Here is a 15,365-nt window from a genome sequence, read left to right as displayed (position 1 = left end):
AGCGAGTTCCGTGGGCCGTCTCGCCGGCCACGTCGGGTCGGTGCGAGCGGATCATCCAGTGTACGTACCCTCCCTGAACGTCGGGCGTCGTCTACACCGACTGCCGATGACGCGCGCGCCGCGTGCGGTGCGCCAGACTGGTCGTATGGATACGGATGTGCTGGTCATCGGTGAGGCGCTCATCGACATCGTCGAGAGCGCCGAGGGCGACCGCGAGCTCGTCGGCGGCAGTCCTGCCAACGTCGCCGTGGGCCTTGCCCGGCAGGGACACGCGGTGCGTCTGCTGACCCGACTGGGGCGCGACGAGCGCGGCGCGCGGATCGCTGCCCAGATCGCCGAATCCGGCGCCGTCGTCGACGAGGAGTCGTGGACGGATGCCGCGACCTCCACCGCCCGCGCGCGACTGCGTCCGGACGGTTCCGCCGAGTACGAGTTCGCGATCGACTGGGCGGTTCCCGCGGCATCCCTGGACGGAACCCGTGTCGTCCACACCGGTTCGATCGCGCTCTTCCTGGAGCCGGGCGGCAGCGCCGTGCTGGAGGTTCTGCGTCGCGCCGCCGACACGGGTGCGGCGCTGGTGACGCTCGACCCGAACATCCGCCCGGCGCTCGTCGGCGCGCACGAGGTCGCGCTCGCACGCTTCGCCCAGGCCGCGGCATCGGCCGATCTGGTCAAGCTGAGCGACGAGGACGCCGCGTGGCTGTACCCGGGGTTGGACGCCGACGCCGTGCTGCACCAGGTCGCCGCCTACGGGCCGCGCGTGATCGTCATGACCCGAGGCGGCGAGGGCGCCGTCGGGCTGGGGCCCGGTGGTGTGAGCGCCGTCGACGCGCTGGCTGTCACGGTCGTCGACACGATCGGTGCCGGCGACGCGTACATGGCGAGCCTCATCTCCAGCGCGCTGGACGATCCTGCGATCTTCGAGGACGCCGCCTCGTTCGCCGCGGCGCTGCGCCGTGCCGCCGTCACCGCCGGGATCACCGTCTCGCGGGCCGGTGCGAACCCGCCGACCCGTGCCGACGTGGACGAGCGTCTCCGCTGAGCCGGCTGCGCGCGTCCCCACCCACAAGAAAGGTCTCCTGTCATGACTGTTGTCGTCACCGCCGTCTTCCAGCCCGTCGAGGGCCAGCGCCCCGCACTCATCGAGGCGCTCAGCGCCGCCATGCCCGCCGTCCACGCCGAGGAGGGGTGTCTGCTCTATGCCATCCACGCCGCCTCCGACGGGACGGTCGTGATGATCGAGAAATGGGCGGAGCCCGCCGCCCTCGCCGCGCACGCGCAGGGCGACGCCGTGAAGGCCCTGCAAGCCGCCGTCACCGGCCTGGTGACCGGGCCTGCCGAGGTCGTGACGATGACTCCTGTGCCGGCCGGGACGCCGTCCCAAGGCGCTCTGTGACGACAGGCGAGGTCGTTTCCGACTCCGCGGGAGGGGTGCGGCTGCGCCTCGATCTCGCCTACGACGGCACGGACTTCCGCGGGTGGGCCCGTCAACCGGGTCTGCGCACCGTTCAGGGCACGCTGGAGACAGCACTGGCCCGCGTGCTCGGCGGCGATCCGCAGCTGGTTGTGGCGGGGCGAACCGACGCCGGGGTGCACGCGGCCGGGCAGGTCGCCCACCTCGATCTCACCGATCGGCAGCAGCAGCGGCTGTCGTCCAGCCGCGCCGGCACCGCCGAGGCGCTGGCTGCCCGCATCAACGGCGTGCTCGGTGCCTATCCCGACGTCGTGGTGCACCGCACCGCCGTCGCACCGGACGGTTTCGATGCGCGGTTCTCGGCCGTCTGGCGACGCTACGAGTACCGCATCGCCGATCGCATCGCCGGCTACGACCCCCTCGAGCGCGTGCGCACGACCAGCGTGAAGGCCGCGCTGGACGTGGACGCGATGGATGCCGCGGCACGGTCGCTCATCGGTCTGCACGATTTCGCGGCGTACTGCAAATGGCGGGAGGGGGCGACCACGATCCGCACCCTGCTGGAGTTCGGCTGGGGTCGAGACGATCACGGCATCCTGATCGCGCGCGTGAAAGCCGACGCGTTCTGCCACAGCATGGTGCGCGCCCTCGTCGGTGCCTGCGCGGCGGTCGGCGAAGGACGGCTGAAGATCGCCGACGTCGCCGCGATCCGCGACGGCGGGGTGCGCACGAGCGACGTGAAGGTGCTCGCGGCCCGCGGTCTCACCCTCACCGAGGTCGGCTACCCCGCCGATGACCTGCTGGGTTCCCGCGCCGCGCAGACGCGCGCACGCCGCAGCCTCGACGCCGACTGAGCCGGCCGGGTCCCGTTGTCAAGACGGAGCAGATTCCTAGGACCGCCGCTTAGGCTGAGAGCGACGGAAGGCGGGGGATGAAGGTCATCTCGTACAACCTCAACAAGCACAAGGCGATCGGCGAGCTCGGCGAGCTGGTCGAGAGCACGGGGGCCGACGTCCTCTGCCTGCAGGAGGCGGTCTCCAGCGACCTGCCGTCGCAGATCGGCGATCTGCACCTGGCCGAGGCGACGGCACGCAACCGGCTGGGACTTGCGCTGTACTACCGGCGAAGCATCTTCGATGCGCGCGAGGTGCGCGCGCTCGCGCTGAAGAAGTCGCTGCACGACCGTGTGCTCAAGCCCGCGGAGGAGCGCATGCTGGCGGTGCGCCTGCACGACATCGACCTCGGCCGCGAGGTGATCGTCGCGAGCTTCCACGCCGCCCCGCTGACCGCGCTCAATTCGCTGCGGCGCAAGCAGATCCAGGCCGCGCTGGAAGAGCTTTCCAGCCTCGGCCCCGACCTGCCGATCCTCATGGTCGGCGACTACAACTATCCGGTGTTCAAAGAGAACCTCGGCCAGCACGTGCGTGAGTCCGGATATGAGCTCACCCTGAGCGATGCCCGCACGTACACGCGCTACAAGTTCTTCCGCGGCCACTACGACTTCGCGACGAGCGTGGGGTTCGACATCGCGACGATCACGACGCTGCCGCAGGGGCGCAGCGACCACCTGCCCATTCTGATCACTGCCGAGCCGCGCGCCCTGGCCCCGCGCACCCCCTGACCTTCTTTGTCACGGCCCACGATCCTGTGGCCGTGCGGTGCCGCGGCGTAGCGTGGAGGCACCGATCCCAACGGAGGGATGAATCATGGTCGAGAAGATCGTCGTGGCTGTGACGGGGGCACCCGTCTCCGAACGTGCGGTGCGATGGGCGCTGCAGCGGGCGCAGGCCGCTCCGCCCGGCACGCAGGGCATCGAGCTGATGTCGGTGATCGGGGGAGCGCTCGGCGCCGTCGGCGAGGCGGAGCTGATCGCGCAGGCCGTCGCCGACACCGAGACCGTGCTGGAGCGCCTGGCGGCGCCGGTGCGGGATGCCGGCATCACGGTGATGACCCGGGTGGAGACCGGCAACCCCGTGTCCCGCCTCATCGACGCCAGCGTCAACGCCTCACTCCTCGTGCTGGGCAGCGATTACCGCGGACCGGGCGATGGACCGGCGCGCGGCGCCCACGGCATCCGTATCGTCGCCGGGGCCGCCTGCCCGGTCGTGGTGGTGCCCGACACGGCGCTCGTCGGTCGGCGCGGGGTCGTCGTCGGCGTCGACGGGTCGCCGGTGTCCGAGCATGCGCTGCGTTTCGCGGCGCGCGAGGCCGACCGCCTGGGCGAGCCGCTCACCGCGGTCAGTGTCTGGACTCCCATCGAGGCGCCCCGCAACGGACTGGCCGTCTACCCCGAGATGTACCTGTCGAACATGCAGGCCGCCACGGAGGAGATGCAGGCGGTGGCCCTCGCCGGGCTCGCCGTCGACTTCCCGGATCTGGTCGTCGAGCGCGTCGTCGAGCGCGGCTACCCCTCGCGAGCGATCGCCTCGCGGGGTCTGACCGCTCGCCTCGTCGTCGTGGGTACGCACGGTCGCGGGGCCCTCGCCCGCTTCCTGCTCGGCTCGATCAGCCAGGAGGTGCTGTCGCATCTTCCCGCGGTGACCGCGGTGGTGCGCTGACGCCGCGCAGCCCGCGCACAACGAGAGAGCCTTCCCGGCCGTGACCGGGAAGGCTCTCTCGTTGTCGTTCTGGTGTGCGTCAGGCGTTGGTCTCCTGGCGGTTGCGACGCACCGTGGCGGCCACGGCGACGGTCGCACCGGCGAGGACGAGAGCGCCACCGCCGACCCAGATGCCGAGCAGCGACTCGCTGTCGCCACCCGTCGAGGGCAGGGTGCCGCTGCCGCCGCCGGCCTCGGACGAGGCGCGAGCGCCGGTCGCGGCGAGCGTCCACGAGGAGCCCGCCGGCGGGGTGCCGACGACCGTCGCCGTGGCGACGCCCGACGAGTCGGCGGTCTTGGTGACCGTCGTGGAGCTGACCGCGAACTTGACCGCGGCGAGGTTGGCGCCGGTGACGCCTTCGCCCACGAGCGTGAAGGTCACGCTCGCGCCCGGCTGGAAGCCGGTCACGGGGACGGGACCGGGAGCCGTGACCGTCACGGTGACGGTGTCGGGGCCGGTCGGGGTGTAAGCCTGTGCCATTGCCGGGGCGGCGAAAACCAACCCTGCGGCGATCGCGACGGAGGCCGCGACCTTGGTGAAACGGTGCTTCATGAGTGCCTGCTTTCGAATCCGGTCTGGGGGTACCTGATGATCCGCTCGTTCCGTATATCCGGTCTTGATGCAGATGGGGGGATGGAGAGTGAAGCGGTATGGTGGTGCTGATGCTCTCCCGAGTATTCCCTAGGGGTCTGCCGGATTGCAAACTCTTGCGGTTTCCGATATGTAAATGTTTCGCGACGTGAAGGAGACCTGCCGGATGGAACGCCCCGGGAGCCGCCGCCGTGCTCTCAGCGCCGCGCTCGCCGCGCTGGTCGTCGTGATCCCGCTGGTCGGTTGCGGGCCCGCGCCGTGGGCCGCGCAGGCGACGACACCCGCGCCCGCTCCCACGACCGCCGTCCCGGTTCCGACGCCGGTCTCCAACGACCTGTCGGGCGGCTCGACCCAGCGCACGCTCACGGCGGGCGCGGTCTCGGCAGCCGTGAACTACTGGTCGACGTTGCGGATGGACCGCTGGACGCCGGCGGCGATCAAGCCGATCAGTCTGTCGATGGTGACGACGATCACGCCCAATGACGGGCAGAAGGTCTATCTCCAGCGCGCCACGATGACCGCGATCCCCGCGAACGCGTCGCAGACGTTCGCACCGCTGGATGCCCAGGTGGATCAGGCCACGGTCTCTCCCGGATACCTGGTGCTGTCGCCTTACAGCTACTCCAACACCTTCAATGTCGGCACGGTCCCCGCCGAGGCCACTTACGTCACGGTGCAGTTCGAGTACGACTTCCTCGTGCAGACGACGCCCACCTCGACCGAGTTCGCCAAGCAGACCGCGAGTGACACGCTGACGATCGCGATCGCCGCCCAGAACGGCGGCTGAACGCGCCTTCCTCAAGATCGGGTAAAGACCGTGTCGAGGTTTCCCTGATTCGCACGTCCCGCCGGTGGTCCATAGATAACGTGGGGATCATGCTTCCCGCCCCCTCGCGTCCTCCCCGCCTCCGCGCCCTCGGCGCCGCCGCCGCGGGCCTCGTGGTGCTGACGTCCCTGACCGGCTGCACCCAGATCGCCAGCGCCTTCAACGGTCTGCAGCAGAACGCGGTGTCCACGCCTGCCCCGCGCCCGGCGGTCACCCAGGCCGTCAGCATGCCCTACGACTCGAAGTTCACCTACGACGGCTCGGTGTCGCTGTCCACCGACGTCGCCGACGGGCTCGAGGTGCGCCTGGACGTCTGGGCCGCCGATCCGAAGCGCACTCAGGAGTGGGCACCCGACAACGACAAGACCTTCGGTTTCGCGGTCAACGTGGTCGATCACCGCGTCGATGAGAAGGCGGTGCTCACGCAGAAGCGACGTGTGTACCTGTCGATGGTCAGCATCACCTCGCAGGTGTCGCAGTCCACGATCGGTCAGCAGCAGATGATGTCGCCGTTCCAGTTCTCGGCCGACCCGCGCACCCTGGTGCCGTCCGACACGATGCGCTCCGACCGCGGCCTCCTGCTGAACACCTTCCAGGGCGGGCTGCTCGTGCCGACGACGACGATCCACCAGCTGCCGGGCGACACCTACGGGATCACCCTCCAGTTCGCCCTGCAGGTGTGGGTGGAGGGCACGGCCAACACGGATACGAGCTTCCAGCAGCAGACCGTTTATCAGGTTCTTCCGATCGCCATCTTCTCCCCGACCGCCCCCACTCAATAGTCTGTTGTCCACACCGACACGAGGTATACCGTGAGCACGCCCTTCGACACCGGCCGGCAGGCCGCCGAACCGCAGTTCCGTGCGGCACCCTTCGGGGCGCCGCCGGCACCGCCGGCGCAGCCGTACGGGTTCCCCGTGCCGCAGGAGTCCTTCCACCCCGCGGAGCTCGCCATCCCCGAGCTCGACGACTTCTCCTCGGTGCTCGAGCACACGACCGTGCACCGCTCGACCATCGGGTGTGTCGTGCCTGCGTACAACGAGGAGGAGTCGATCGCCGACGTGCTGCGCTCGCTGCTCGGGCAGAGCCGGGTGCCCGACGTGATCCACGTCGTCGTCAACAACACGTCCGACGCGACGGTCAAGATCGCGTCGGAGTTCAGCGGTCCGCACGAGATCACCACCGAGCTGGGCGAGCAGTTCACCGAGGTGTTCGTCCACGACATCGGCAAGAACCCCGACAAGAAGGTCGGAGCGCTCAACTACGGCTACGCGCTGGTCGAGGGGTACGACTACCTGCTCGGTGTGGACGGTGACACGATCGCCGACCGCCGGGCCGTCGAGTTCCTCGAGGGCGAAGCCGTCGGCGACTCCCGCATCGGCGGGATCTCTGCGATCTACTCGATCGATGACCGCCCGATCAAGGGCGTCATCGCGAAGTTCCTCATCGCCGGCCAGCGCACCCAGTTCGCGGCCTTCAACCTGCAGAACCTGTTGCGCGGGCGCAACATGGCGGTGCTCGGCGGGCAGTTCTCGATCTTCTCGACGACGGCGCTGCGCGATGTCATGAAGGCGAACCACCAGAACTCGCCCTGGGTCAAGGACAGCGAGGTCGAGGACTCGCTGCTGTCGCTGCAGATCAAGAGCGCCGGCTACCTCACCAAGATCAGCCCCTTCGCCCGCGCCGACGTGGGCGGAATGACCACGCTCAAGGGTTACGACGCCCAGCAGGTGAAGTGGACCTACGGCGCGATCGAGCTCATGTGGCCGGGTCAGCGCGGCGACACCAAGGGGCAGCCGTTCCACCCGAACCTGCGCCTGCGGTGGTTCGAGAACTTCTCGATGCTCACCAACCTCTTCGTGCGCGTCGCCTTCCTCACCCTGCTGATCGCCTCGCTCTCGATCAACGCGTTCGTCTTCTCACCGTGGTGGCTCATCCCGCCGGTGGTCGCGATGATGCTGAACCTGCGGGTCGCACGGGCGATGGAGACCTGCAACAGTCGCGATCTTCTCTTCGCCGGCCTGATGTTCCCCGCGGAGATCTTCATGTGGGTGCGCATCAGCCACTTCCTGCGGTCGTGGACGCGGTTCCTGTCGCGCAAGAAGGTCGACAACTGGGCGATGCAGGCCAAGGCCGAACGCGGCGGCGGCAGCATCGGCCACTGGGTGCCGTTCATCATGCTCGCCATCGTCGCGATCGCGGTCGCGGTGATCTGGAACATGCTCGACCCGGTGGCGCAGTCGGCGATCCTCTGGGTGGGCTGGCCCATCGTCGGGGTGGTCACGGTCATCCAGACCGTGCTCATGTCGTTCCGGCTGTTCCGTCGCCACCAGGGCTTCAAGGTCTGACGCCCCGCGACGAAGACCCGCGGTGCCCCTCGGCGACGCTCGTCGGCGACGCTCAGGCGGCGTGCTCTGCCGTCAGCCGGTAGCCCACGCCGCGCACGGTCTCGATGTAGCGCGGGTTGGCGGGGTTGTCGCCGAGCTTTCGGCGGAGGTTGGTCATGTGTGCCTCGATCGCGCGCTTGTCGGCCTCGCCCACGAAGTAGCTCGTCACGTACGACTCCCCGCGCAACACCAGGGTCAGATCGGCCTTGCTGCGCACCCGCCGCTTGGACTCCATGAGGGTCGCCAGCAGATCGAACTCGGTGCGAGTGAGCACTAGCTCCTGACCGGCGATCGCGGCAACGCGCTGCTCCGGGTTCACGGTGAGATCGCGGTGCGCGACCCAGCCGGGCCCGGTGTAGGCGACCACCTCACCGGCGGCCCCCGCCGTGGCGAGGGCGCTGCCGGGCGACTGGGGCCCGACGCTCGAGGGCACGACGATCGGCTGCGCCGGCGGCGCCGGTGCGGCGGGTGCCGCCGCGGACGGAACGGGTGCGGCGGATGCCGGGGCCGTCTGCTCCTGCGGCTGCGCAGGCGCTGCGGAGGGCTGCGCGCCGTCGAAGCTGTAGGGCGGGTCGGCCGGCGCGGCGGGCGGCCAGCCGGCGGGCTGGGCCTCGACCGGTGTCGGCCAGCCGGGGGCCTGCGGCGGATACCCGTACCCGGCGGCGGGAGCCTGCGGCATCCCGTAGTCGGGCACGCGCGGCGCGCCCGGACGTGCTCCGGGGAAGGACGGGCCGCCGACCTCCTGGCGCGGCGCGGCCACCTGCGGCGCGCCGCCGGCCGTGGCGCGCGGGCGGCGCAGGAGCGAGTCGATGCGAGCGCGCAGCTCGCGCGGGCGGAACGGCTTCACGATGTAGTCGTCGGCGCCGGAGCCGAGCCCGACGACGACGTCGGCCTCTTCCTCGAGGCCGGTGATCATGATGATGAACGTGTCGCTCTGCGCGCGGATGCGCCGCGCTGCCTCGAATCCGTCGATGCCGGGCATGTTCACGTCGAGAGTGGTGACGAGAGGCTGGTAGGAGAGCACCGCCCGCACGCCGTCGATGCCGTTGCCGACCGACACCGTCGAGAAGCCCGCGGCTTCGAGCACCTCGACGATGAGGTGACGGATGTCGGGATCATCCTCGATGATCACGGCGGTTTTCATCGGTAACGAAGGATCGGTCATGGTCCCGGGACTCTCCAGTAGGGGGGTGTGGAGCACGGTGCTGAGCCACAGTCTAGCCACGCGCCGCCGCGGCGGGATCGAGGCGGCGTCAGCGCACGCCGCTGGTGAGTTCCGCGGCCGCGGCGGGCCACCACAACCCGGCCGCCGGACCGCCGTTGCAGACGCCGTCGCTCTCGCCCGGAGGCTTGATCCAGATGTTGGTGTCCACGACGTCGTCGCCGAAGGTCCCGGTGGCATCGCCGACGCGCTGCCCGGACGGGTTGCACCAGGTCGCACCGGCGGTCGCGACGCCGTTGCGGGAGGTGTCGATGATGGCGTGGGTGCCCCCCAGGCGGTCCGACAGGGCGTGCGCGTAGGCGAACTCGTCGTACGTCGACTGGTAGTTGGAGACGTTGGTGGCCACACCGCGCACCCGGTCGATGATGCCCATCTGGCGAATGAGCTGGGCCATCTCGTCGGGGCTGTGCCAGGCGCTGTGTCCACCGTCGATGTAGATCCACGTCGCCGTCGACGAGAGGGCGTCGACCGCGCCCGAGAGGAAGCCGGCACGCGTCGCGACATCCCCGCACTCGCTGGTCAGGGCGATGCTGTCGGGCTCGAGGATGATGATCTTCTGCTGGTCGGGCGCCGTCTTCAGCGCCTTTCCGATCTCCGCGACCCAGCGGGGGTAGTCGGCGGGCGACAGGCCGCCGGCGGAGTGATTGCCGCAATCGCGATCGGGCAGGCCGTAGACGACCATCGCCGTGGCGCGATTCTGATCGCGGGCCTGGGCGATGAGGTCCAGAACCGTTCCGCCGACGGTTCCGATGGGATCCTGCTCAGGGGTCAGCCAGTAGGCGGTGGGCTGCGCGGCGAGGTAGGTCGTGCCGGCGGTGGCATCGGCATCCATCGGCAGGTTCTCGAGCGCGATCCGTGCCTTCGACTGCTGCGGCGCGATGACGGTCGTTCCGACGGCGGGCGGCTGGGCGAGCATGGCATGCACCCCCTGGGTGACGGCGATCCCCACCGCGGCGATCGCGCCCACCACGATCACGGCGGCGAGGACGATGACGGCGATGACGATTCCGCGTCTTGGCACGCGCCGAGGGGACAGGATGCGCCTGCGGGGGGAGGAGGACACGTCTGAACTGTACCGGTGCGGGGAGCGCGGGCGGCCGTTCAGAGGTCGTTGCGGTCGCGACGACGGCGAACGGCGAGGGCGACGAGCACGACCGCGCCGGCGAGGACGAGCGCTCCGCCGCCCACCCAGACGCCGACGAGCTGACCGCTGTCGCCACCCGTGCGCGGAAGGCCGTCGGCGCCGGTGATCGACGCGCTGGCCGTACCGCCGGCCGAGCTGCGCGAGATCGCAGCGATGTTGTAGACGCCGCTCGCGGTCGCGGGCAGGACGATGCGGACCTCGCCGAGGGCGCCGTTCGCGTCGGAGGTGCGTGTGGTGCTGCCCGTGCTGATGCCGAGGTGCACCATGGCGAACGACGTGTTCGCGCCGTCGTGCCCGGTGACGGTGATGGTGACCGGCTCATCGGCGCCGAACGTGCGCTCTGCGCAGGAGAACGACAGGGTGCCGCCGGCGGTGATGCTGGCCGGAGAGGTCGTGCACGAGTCGACCGGCGGGTAGATCGTGGAGGCGTGGGCCGCGTTCGGGGCGAGCGCGAGAACGACTCCCACCAGGGCCGCCCCCGCGGCGCGCGCCAGACGGTCGGCGGTACGGCGGCGCGAGCGGGTCATGGAGCTTCTCCCTGCGGTGTGCACCAGACCGGGGACGAACCGGCCGAGCGTGCGATGCAGGGAGTCTACCCCGCACCGCAGGTCGCCACGACGACGGGAGCGCGCGCGGCATCCGCCGTCGGCGTGACGACGGCCTGGGCATCGCCGGCGGCGGTGTTCGCCCGGACGGTGACCGTCACGCCCGTGGATGCTCCCGGGGTGAGGTCGATGCCGAAGGTGAGCACCCGGCGTCCCTCGTGCACGCCGCCCGCGAAGCCGGCGCCGTTCGTGGCCGTCGCCGAGACGAGCTCGAAGCCTTGCGGCAGGTAGATGTTGCCGACGACCTCGGCGGCGCCCGGCGCCGTGCCGTAGACGCCGCCGCCGGTGATGTACTCCGGCAGCGTCGTCGCGGCGTCGGCGGGCGCGCGGCTGGTCAGGGTGAGCTGCAGGGTGAGCTGGCGGGGCGCGCTCTGCCCGCCCGGCCGGCACGACGCCCAGGCGAGAGAGACGTCGGGGTCGATGTAGTAGCTCATCTTCGATCCGGTGCCGTCGTTGAGAAACACGCCGAACCGAGCCGTGTGCGCGTCGGTGACCGGAAGCTGACCGGCCACGACGGTGCCGTCGATGATCGCCTGCTCGTCGGCGTGCGCGCTCCACGCGAGCAGGCGATGCTCTTCGCCGGCCCGGGTGAGGGCGGAGATGAGGCCGGATGCCGAGCCCCGCCCGTCGGCGAGGGCCTGGAAGACCGCGCCGGCCGCACCGGCGAAGAACGCGTCCTGATCGGCGGGCTTGGCGTACCGCAGGTACACCTCGTTGAGCAGCAGCGGGATCGCGTTGTCGGCGCTGAGGGCGTCGCCGCTCGGGAGGGCGACCGGACCGGTGGTCTGCAGCAGGTACGACAGCACGACCGGGTCTATGGCGAGCACGCCGTCGACGTCGGTGCCTGTCTTCAGCCGGTACATCTCCCGCGCGATCGGAGCGTCGACCGTGAAGTCGGGGATCTGCGTGAGGTTCTGGAAGTATCGCGCCGGCTTGGTGTCGTAGATCTTCGTGACCTCGTCGGGCAGGGCGACGACCGGGTTCGTGAAGCCGCGCGGCAGATCGCCTGACGAGAGCGCGCCGATCAGTGACAGGCGTCCGTCATCGGCACGCAGCACCACCGCGGCGCCGGCGATGCCGCCCAGCGAGCGCCACTCGGCGTTGTTCTGGACGAGCACCAGGTAGGTCCGCGGTCCGTTCCGACCGAGCATGTCGGGCAGCAGCCGCGACGTGCGCGACAGGGTGTCCACGGCGGTCGACACGCTCGAGAAGAGATCGTCGGCACGGTCGACGGCCGTGCCGACGACGCCGATCAGCGGGGTGCGGTCGATGTCCTGCACGGCGACGGCGGCGTCGGCTGCGCGCGTCGCGGCATCCTGGGCGGGTGTCACGAGACCCGCGAGGACACTCGTGTCGAGGCGTCCGCCGACGGGGCGCAGGCCGTCGATCGACACGTTCTGAGCGGCTGTGGCGAGGGGCAGCAGGCTCTCCCGAAGGAGTTCGTCGGATGCCGCGGCGACGGTGCCGAACGCCGCCAGCTGCGGGCCGATCCACGGCGTGTGGCTGGCGAGCGCCCAGACGGGGTCGGAGGTGAGCTGGTGCGCCTCGGACGCGTCGGCGGCCAGCCGGGCCAGCGTCGGCGCGGCGGATGACGGGTCGGCGGCCAGCGCCGCGGTGCTCTGCGCTGCTCCGGTCTGTATCCGCTGCAGGTGCTGGTAGGCGAGTGCCCCGCGTACACCCACCCACACGGCGATCGCGACCGCCAGCAGCAGCAGACCTGCGACGGTCCACGCGAAGATGCGGCCCGCGGTGCGCGCCGGGCGGGGGAGTGCGCTCACGCCACGATCCTACGGGGAGGCGCTCAGGCGATCACGCTCGCGCGTTCCCAGCGGTCGCCGCCGGCCAGCTGCGCCTCGTCGGCGGCGGCGGCGGCCGCCGTGATGAGGTCGTCGAGGTCGTAGCCGATCCGCGACACGCTCGCCCAGCCGATGCTGGCCGACAGGCGGACGGCGATCGATTGGTCGGTCGAGACGGTCGCCACACGCTCCAGCAATGCGCGCAGGAGGGGGCGGACGGCGGCCTCATGGCGCGGCAGCAGAACGAGCATGCGCGAGGGTTCGAGCCGATCGAGATCGGCCTCGGCGGGAAAGACGGCGGCGACGTCCGACGCGAAGCGCTCGAGGACACGGCTGTACGCCAGCGCGCTGGAGGCTTCGCGCAGCGCGATCGGGTCGTCGAGGCGAACGTCCAGCAGCGACCACCACGCGTCGTCGAATCGCTCCGCGCGGGCGAGTCGGTCACGTGCGATGACTCGGAAGCCGGCGACCGTCGCCGTCACCGAGGTCGGGTTCTCGGCCCGGGCGAGCAGCAGCAGCGTGGTCAAGGCGGTCACGAGCGTGATGGCCATGACCACCGGGGTGAAGTCCTCCGTCGGAGGGAGGTTGTCGACCAGGCGCAGGCGGTCGCCCACGAGGTCGGTGCAGAGCCACACCAGGGAGAACACCGCCACCAGACCCGACGACAGGGCGAGCGGGACGATCACGCCGCGTGCTGCCGTGCGCACACCGACGAGTTCGATCGCCGTGGCTGCGGAGATCGCCGCGAACACGACGAGCTCGACGTTGCCGACCGCGTCTTCGGCGGCGGTGCCCGAGGTGAGCGCGACGGTCACGATGACCACGAGCGTCACACCGATCACCGCCGACAGCAGGATCGGTCGGCGCCCGCGGCGCGCGCGCAGGCCTACCCACACGAGGCCCAGAGCGAGGAGCATGAGTCCGTCGCTGAGGGCGTCGAGCCAGGCATTGTCGAGCAGATTGGCGCTGGTCTGCAGGTAGCTCGCGGCCATGGCGGCGATGAATCCGCTGGACCAGATCGCGGCCTCCCGCGACGGCCGCTGCAAGAACCCCAGCCCGATCATGATCGCGGTGCACAGCGTCGTCAAGGCGACCATGACGGTCGAGATGCTCATGCGCTGACCTCCGTCGTGCTCGGACGGTGAGAGCCCCGCAACGGCAGGCGGACGGTCGCGGTCGTGCCGGTGCCGAGCGTGCTCTCCAGAGCGATCGTGCCCGCGTTCTCCTCGATGATCTGGCGGGCGATCGACATTCCCAGTCCGGTGCCCGCGATGCCGCTCGCGGTGGCGCTGCGCGCGCGGAAGTAGGGGACGAAGACCCGCTCCAGATCGTCGGCCGCGATCCCGATGCCGGTGTCGGACACCCGCAGCACCGCGTCGTCGCCCTCTGCGGTGGTCATGACCTCGACGCTACCGCCGCGCGGGGTGTACTTGATCGCGTTGCTGATGAGGTTGTCGACGACCTGGCGCAGTCGGAAGCCGTCCCCGGTGATCGGCAGGGGGCGGTCGATGTTCGTCTGCAGGTCGATGTCGGAGGCGGCCGCGGCCGGGGCGAATGCGTCGGCCGTGGCCGCGGCGATGACCGACAGGTCGAATTGGTCGCTCATCTCCGGGGCGCGGTGGGAGTCGAGCAGCGATTTCGTGAGGGCCAGCATCCGTTCGGCGGCCCCCTCGATGACCGTCGCGTGCTCGCGCTGGGCCGGCGTGAGGTCTTCGGCGTCGAGCATGAGGTCGGCGTGACCGAGGATGACCGTGAGCGGGTTTCGCAGCTCGTGGGAGACGGCGCTGGTTGTCGCCCGCTGCTCTCGGCGTTCGCGCTCGGTGTCGGTGACGTCGTCGAGCTGGATGATGGAGACCTCCGTGTCGTCGTCGGTCTCGGTGCGCACCGTACGTCCGCGGATCGACATCGACAATGCGCGCCACTCTCCGCTGGCGTCGTACAGCCAGATCAGCTCGTTCTCGACCCGCTCGCCGCGGGCGGCGCGGGCGATGGAGCTCGCGTCGCGGGGAAGGGCGGTGCCGCGGTAGGCGTCGTACTCGACGGCGCGCGGCGGATGCCGGTAGTCGTCGTTGTCGTAGGCGTAGAGATGCCGGTAGGCGGCGTTGGCCAGGTCGATGTTCCCACGGTCGTCCACGCGGGCCAGTGCGGTGCTCACGGTGTCGAACAGTCCGTTGGCGCGGTCTTCGTGCACGCTCATCCGCGCGACGGCACGGTCGAGCTGGCGGGACTGGCGCTGGATGAGCAGGCGGAACGCTCGGGTGCGACGGGCGCCCTGGTTCATGGCGATGCCGAGGAAGCCGAGTCCCAGCAGGACGATCATGATCTCCAGGGGCGACGTGAGCGGTGCCCCGGGAATCCACCAGCGCACGATCTGCAGCGCGAAGATGAGCCCGAGCGCGGCGACCACGGCAGCCATCGAGTAGTAGGTGGCCACCCACGCCATCGGGACGACCCAGAGATATCCGAGCGTGTGGTCCGAGATGGCGAGCAGCCCGATCGCGACGGCATCGGCGAAGGGCAGTGCGAGGACGAGCTCGCGATGGCGGGCCCACGGCATCACCATCGCCCACGACGTGATCGCGCAGATCAGGGCGAGCCCCGTCAGCAGCGAGATGTCGCCGAAGAGCCGCGGATTGAGCAGCGTCACGCCCAGTGCGACCGCGACGGTGCTGAAGCCGACGATGAGCTGCCACTGCCACACGGACCTCACGACGGTGCCGATCAGCTGGCTGTCGGCCCATCGACTCTCGACGCGGGGGGTGGTCATCGGTTCCTCATTCGG

Annotated in this window: 15 protein-coding genes; 8 read left to right on the top strand and 7 right to left on the bottom strand. The window is 70.4% G+C overall.

Going from position 1 to position 15,365, the window contains the following annotated elements; all coding sequences use genetic code 11:
• Positions 1-145: 145 nt before the first annotated feature.
• The 5 genes from PP359_RS06610 (at position 146) to PP359_RS06590 (ending at position 3,972) form a co-directional block, all read left to right on the top strand.
• Positions 146-1,042, top strand: coding sequence for a carbohydrate kinase family protein (locus tag PP359_RS06610; protein WP_061683047.1), 897 nt, complete (start codon positions 146-148; stop codon positions 1,040-1,042).
• A 42-nt stretch (positions 1,043-1,084) separates the two neighbouring features.
• Positions 1,085-1,396, top strand: a complete 312-nt coding sequence (locus PP359_RS06605; RefSeq protein WP_039413227.1) for a putative quinol monooxygenase — start codon at positions 1,085-1,087, stop codon at positions 1,394-1,396.
• The gene (truA, locus tag PP359_RS06600; RefSeq protein WP_499250156.1) at positions 1,393-2,268 is read left to right on the top strand and encodes a tRNA pseudouridine(38-40) synthase TruA; all 876 of its coding nucleotides are present in this window, start codon (positions 1,393-1,395) and stop codon (positions 2,266-2,268) included. The genes PP359_RS06605 and truA overlap by 4 nt, the downstream gene beginning before the upstream one ends.
• Positions 2,269-2,345: 77 nt before the next feature.
• Entirely contained in the window at positions 2,346-3,035 is a 690-nt protein-coding gene (locus tag PP359_RS06595) for an endonuclease/exonuclease/phosphatase family protein (protein ID WP_036320341.1), read from the top strand.
• Between the two features lie 85 nt (positions 3,036-3,120).
• On the top strand, positions 3,121-3,972 hold the full coding sequence (locus tag PP359_RS06590; protein ID WP_061683048.1) for a universal stress protein: 852 nt from the start codon (positions 3,121-3,123) through the stop codon (positions 3,970-3,972).
• Between the two features lie 79 nt (positions 3,973-4,051).
• Here PP359_RS06590 and PP359_RS06585 read toward each other — a convergent pair whose 3' ends face one another.
• Positions 4,052-4,564 (bottom strand): LPXTG cell wall anchor domain-containing protein, encoded by a 513-nt coding sequence (locus tag PP359_RS06585; protein WP_135948573.1) that lies wholly within the window; start codon positions 4,562-4,564, stop codon positions 4,052-4,054.
• Positions 4,565-4,769: 205 nt separating this feature from the next.
• Here PP359_RS06585 and PP359_RS06580 point away from each other — a divergent pair, with 205 nt between their 5' ends.
• From PP359_RS06580 to PP359_RS06570, 3 genes are all read left to right on the top strand, one after another.
• Complete coding sequence (locus tag PP359_RS06580; protein WP_135948572.1) at positions 4,770-5,390, top strand: hypothetical protein; 621 nt, start codon at positions 4,770-4,772, stop codon at positions 5,388-5,390.
• 89 nt (positions 5,391-5,479) lie between these two features.
• Positions 5,480-6,211, top strand: a complete 732-nt coding sequence (locus PP359_RS06575; RefSeq protein ID WP_112932423.1) for a fructose 1,6-bisphosphatase — start codon at positions 5,480-5,482, stop codon at positions 6,209-6,211.
• A gap of 30 nt (positions 6,212-6,241) precedes the next feature.
• Positions 6,242-7,777, top strand: a complete 1,536-nt coding sequence (locus PP359_RS06570; RefSeq protein WP_036318668.1) for a glycosyltransferase family 2 protein — start codon at positions 6,242-6,244, stop codon at positions 7,775-7,777.
• A gap of 52 nt (positions 7,778-7,829) precedes the next feature.
• Here PP359_RS06570 and PP359_RS06565 read toward each other — a convergent pair whose 3' ends face one another.
• The 6 genes from PP359_RS06565 to PP359_RS06540 form a co-directional block, all read right to left on the bottom strand.
• Positions 7,830-8,960 (bottom strand): response regulator transcription factor, encoded by a 1,131-nt coding sequence (locus PP359_RS06565; RefSeq protein ID WP_476151242.1) that lies wholly within the window; start codon positions 8,958-8,960, stop codon positions 7,830-7,832.
• A gap of 109 nt (positions 8,961-9,069) precedes the next feature.
• Positions 9,070-10,101 carry a glycoside hydrolase family 6 protein gene (locus PP359_RS06560; RefSeq protein WP_499250155.1) on the bottom strand — a complete coding sequence of 344 codons (1,032 nt, stop codon included), beginning with the start codon at positions 10,099-10,101 and terminating at the stop codon, positions 9,070-9,072.
• Between the two features lie 38 nt (positions 10,102-10,139).
• A complete protein-coding gene (locus PP359_RS06555) occupies positions 10,140-10,709 on the bottom strand; it encodes a cell wall protein (RefSeq protein ID WP_208656979.1) in 570 nt (189 codons plus the stop codon).
• Positions 10,710-10,774: 65 nt separating this feature from the next.
• Positions 10,775-12,565, bottom strand: coding sequence for a DUF4012 domain-containing protein (locus tag PP359_RS06550; RefSeq protein WP_499250154.1), 1,791 nt, complete (start codon positions 12,563-12,565; stop codon positions 10,775-10,777).
• A gap of 23 nt (positions 12,566-12,588) precedes the next feature.
• Positions 12,589-13,698: a diguanylate cyclase gene (locus PP359_RS06545; RefSeq protein ID WP_112932427.1), complete on the bottom strand. Its 1,110-nt coding sequence runs from the start codon at positions 13,696-13,698 to the stop codon at positions 12,589-12,591.
• Complete coding sequence (locus PP359_RS06540; RefSeq protein ID WP_499250153.1) at positions 13,695-15,350, bottom strand: sensor histidine kinase; 1,656 nt, start codon at positions 15,348-15,350, stop codon at positions 13,695-13,697. Before PP359_RS06540 ends, PP359_RS06545 begins: the two co-directional genes overlap by 4 nt.
• Positions 15,351-15,365 lie beyond the last annotated feature (15 nt).

Source organism: Sphingomonas sp. BLCC-B65 (assembly GCF_028550675.1).
Lineage (GTDB): Bacteria > Actinomycetota > Actinomycetes > Actinomycetales > Microbacteriaceae > Microbacterium.
This window is presented reverse-complemented; position numbering and strand designations above follow the sequence as displayed.